Origin of the sequence: Massilia sp. DJPM01 (assembly GCF_030348125.1) — a bacterium.
GTDB lineage: Bacteria > Pseudomonadota > Gammaproteobacteria > Burkholderiales > Burkholderiaceae_D > Telluria_A > Telluria_A frigida.
Map to the genome: position 1 here is coordinate 1 of NZ_JAQOZV010000128.1, position 4,036 is coordinate 4,036.

The window sequence follows — 4,036 nt, forward strand, 5'->3', positions numbered from 1 at the left end:
ACATTTTTAGCACCCACATTTCCCCCTTCAAAGTTCATCAAGTTACCGGCCAATCACAGCCCCAATCCTGGATGCATATTCCATCCAGACTTCACCATCACTTCATCCGCGCTTCACACTGCCGGGTTATTTTCCTTGCACCGGCAATTCTGCTGATTGGGGAAATAGTGAATATAAAACAGGGAACACAGGCTGTGCGAGAACTGCCTGCATCACGAAAAAAAACGGGACGAATGGTCCTGAAACGTCGTCTCATGGCCGGCCTTGCGCTGTTGCTGCTCGCCGTGGCGGGTGCTTGCTGGTGGGTGTGGGAGCGCAACGGGGCTTATGGCTTCAATGTACTGTGGCGCCGTGGCGGAAGCTACTGGGTCAATGTCGAGACTGACGATCCACGCCTGTCGCCCGCAATGCGCCTCGCTCTCACTGTACCGGTTCCGCCGGCAACCTCCGGGCCGATGACCTGGCAAGAACGCGAGAAAGGATTTGAAGTCGCCGAGCTGCCGGTCATGGCGGGCGGCCGTGAGGTCGACCGCATCCTGCTGGCGCGTATCGATCCGGCGCAGTATCGCTTTGTAGTGCGCAATGCACCGGACGGCGAGAAGGGCATCGATGAATGGGAGCGCGCACTGCCGCAGGCGCTATTGATCGTCAACGGCAGTTTTTTTGGCTTGAAAGGCTTGCCCGACACGCCCTTCATCAGTGAGGGAACGGTGATGGGTCCACGCCGTTACAAGGCTCGCTCCGGCGCTTTTGTCGCCGACAGTAACGGCGCCGGCGTCAGGGATCTGCGTGACGGGAACTGGCAACAGGCGCTCGATGGGGCGAGCAATGCGATGGTCTCCTATCCTCTCCTGATCGGTGACGATGGACAGACTCATGTGAGCGCCGACAGCCGGTGGCTGGCCAACCGCAGTTTCGTTGCTCAAGACAGGCAGGGACGCATCGTCGTTGGTACTACCAAGGATGCATTTTTCTCGCTGGCACGCTTGGCGCTATTTTTGAAGGAGTCGCCACTCGATCTGAAGGTCGCGCTTAACCTGGATGGCGGCCCACTGGCTTGCCAGAGCGTGCGTTTGCCTGGTTTTGATCGAAAACTTTACGCCTTGTGGGAATCGCAGGTCGACGGGGACCAGGCCAAGCTGCTCCGCTGGCCATTTAGTGACGCGACGTGGGCGATGGCGGTTGTCTTGACTGTTGAACGGAAGACCGACTAATACGCCGGTACGCGCCAGCCGCTCCACTTCAGAGCGCGATTTCCAGGCTGGCGTCTATTTATCCGAGCGGGCCGCCTCTCGTATCAGAGAGGTAGCAGATTGGCTCCGCGCATGCCGACGAGTAGGGCCTTTCCATTGCCATCGACGCGGAATTCGCCGTACTTCGCCGCCTCCCAGCGTTTTCCCTCTCCTTCCTGGAAGTACCACGCATCGGTCACCAGCGTATGACCACCGTGGCGCGGCGTGAGTTCGATCATGATCTCGCCAGGCGCAAGCGGCTTGCCGTCGTGGAGCCGGGTCAGCTCCACAATTCCCTTTTCGTTCACCTTGCCGGCGACCTTCAATCGCGCGCTTCCCGTCTCACCTTCACTCATTTGCGCCACTTCCTGCGGCAAATTGAAATTCAAGCGCATGTAATCGCCCTGCATGAGCGAACGCGGATCAACGGGCGCCAGTTCCACCAGCACCGGACGGCCGTTCGCAATCAGGGATTCTTTTTGCCAGATCCCGATATTGGCGACGGCTAAAACCGCGATCGCGGTCAGCGCAATGCCGATCCGGCCTGCGTGCGCCTCCTTCGGCGCAGGGGTAGCGCTGCCGCCACTGACCACCGGTACGCCGTCGCGAATGGCAAGCCAGGCGATCAGGGCGAACAGCGCGCCGGCGCCGATCAGGATAAGCGCCTTGGTCGCAAGCGGATACGCCAGCTGGTAATACAACGCGCCCATAATCCACGCGGCCGCCGCGCCCGCTAACGCCGCGATGCCCCAGCGCCCGCTGCTCGCGCACAATGCGAGAATCATCAGCACGGCGCCGAGCGACGGCATCAACACCGCCAGTCCCGTGAATACCGCGGCAGTGAGTGCGTACCACGGCTTGCGTAACGCCGGCCATCGCATGGCCGGCCAGGCTGCCCCGCCAAGCGTCAACGCCGCCGACGCAAACTGCGCAAAGGACGCCAGCGGCTGCGAGAGCGGATCCATCGTGCTGACCGAACCGCTGCTGATGGCGGCACCGACCAGAAAGGTCATTCCTGTCCACAGCGCAAGGCCCACGATGATAGTAAGCACCCACCCCGTCGCCAGTCTGTCCACCAGCACGCTACGAAGATGTTGTCGCTGGACGAAGTCGCTAATAAGCCAGATTGCCATCGCACCATGCACCACGATCCAGAATCCATCGCGATCGCGATAGGCGGCGAGGGCGACGATCGCCGCCATGATGAATGCACAGGAAATCGCGCCCAGCAGGACGCGCAGCCAGTTGCGTGGAATAACGGCAGCCAGGGCGATTGCCAACAGCGCGACACCGAAAGAGCCTTGGCCAATTGACATGTCCATGTAAAAAGCCGCACTCATGGCCGCCGCGCCGGCGAGCAATGCCGGAATGGCCAGCTGTTCGATAAACAAAGGGAGTGAAGCGCGGCGCAAAATGGCCACTGCGACGCCGCACATGATGAGCGAAAGCGGATACAGTGCGCTGGTGTCGCGGGTCAGATAATCGCCGCATAAAAGAAAGATGATTCCTATTAGTGGAATGGCCGCTAACCATGCTCCGAACGCCGTCAACAATACGACGGGCCAGGGACGATGCTCTTCGTGCGGGATAAAGGCGGCCGCTGAGGGCGGAAGAATGTCCGCCGCCATAGCCTCGGAGATAATCTCGTTGAGTGGACGCTTCATTGCACACCTCCATGCGGCGGGCCGCGTTTCGACAGCTTGAGAATGATGTGCACCGTCGCGGCAAGCAAGCCGGCGGCGACAAGGCCAAGCAACAGCAGCTCCGGAATGGACCAGCGCGCGTGATCGGCGAGCAGGAAGTGGGTCAATAATCCAATCAGCAGAACATTCAGGGCCAGCCCGATGCCGCACAGTGAAAACATATCGAACAAGCGACGCGACGAAAACGCGGCAGCGGTAATGGATAGCGTCATCAAGGCCAGCCAATATTGTGCGGTCACCGTACTGTTCGTCAGGCCGGCAATCCCGATCAGTGCGACGCTGATGACCGCCAGCGCGACGCTCACGCGCATGGACAGGAGACCTGCACCAGTCCATCGCGCGCACAGGGGGCTGAGCAACGCCGCCACGGTAAGTGCACCAAGGCATGCGGCCGCTTGATAGTTCAGATCGCTGGGTTGGAAGCGCCAACTGTGGCCCGTATTCGCATGCAGCCAAAGCGAGATGGCGCTCATGGCGATCAGCGCCCACGGCATCCACAGTGCGTCATGGCGTACCGAGAGGCATAGGGGGAGTCCCAGCGCTGCCCACAGCGCGAACAGTTGCCAGGGGTCTGCGCCCGTCTGATAGGTCTGTCCAAAGTAAGCGAACACCGCGCCGATGGCGAGCAGGGCCAGCAGGCCAAGCGGCACGCGCGCACGCGGTCGCGCATACGCGCCGATGCACATGACAGCCACCACGCCCTGCAGCAGAATGAAACGGCCCGTGCGGCCAAGCGAATTCCAGTTCGCGGCAATCCAGAAAATGATACCCAGGCCGATCAGCACCGCCGCGATGATCGCCAGTCCGGTGCGAAACAGTGACGCCAGGTTCGCTGGCTCATCGTCGAGGCCGGAGAGTTTGCGAAGCTGATTGTGCTGCTCATCGTTCAATGCATTTGTTGCGGACACTTCTAAAATCGCCAGGCCAATATCCATGATTTTCTTTCAACTTTGGAGTTGCGGCTGAGTTTACCCGGCTTTGCATCAAAAAGGCTTGCCAAGCGAACAGTGCTTTTGCTATAGTTCGCCTCCCCAATGAAAGGGTTAACGAAATCAAGTAGTTAGCAAGCAGTTGAGGCCGTCTCCAAGGAGACGCGGTGGT

The 4,036-nt window shown here is 60.1% G+C and carries 3 protein-coding genes; 1 reads left to right on the top strand and 2 read right to left on the bottom strand.

Annotated features, from left to right (window positions below; translation table 11 throughout):
• The coding region (locus PO883_RS33890) for a phosphodiester glycosidase family protein (protein WP_289313711.1) at positions 1-1,214 on the top strand (1,214 nt) is incomplete at its 5' end.
• Between the two features lie 83 nt (positions 1,215-1,297).
• Here PO883_RS33890 and PO883_RS33895 read toward each other — a convergent pair.
• Together PO883_RS33895 and PO883_RS33900 are read right to left on the bottom strand one after the other, a co-directional pair.
• Positions 1,298-2,896 carry a GDYXXLXY domain-containing protein gene (locus PO883_RS33895; RefSeq protein ID WP_289313712.1) on the bottom strand — a complete coding sequence of 533 codons (1,599 nt, stop codon included), beginning with the start codon at positions 2,894-2,896 and terminating at the stop codon, positions 1,298-1,300.
• The gene (locus PO883_RS33900; RefSeq protein WP_289313713.1) at positions 2,893-3,870 is read right to left on the bottom strand and encodes a DUF2157 domain-containing protein; all 978 of its coding nucleotides are present in this window, start codon (positions 3,868-3,870) and stop codon (positions 2,893-2,895) included. Before PO883_RS33900 ends, PO883_RS33895 begins: the two co-directional genes overlap by 4 nt.
• Between the last annotated feature and the right edge of the window lie 166 nt (positions 3,871-4,036).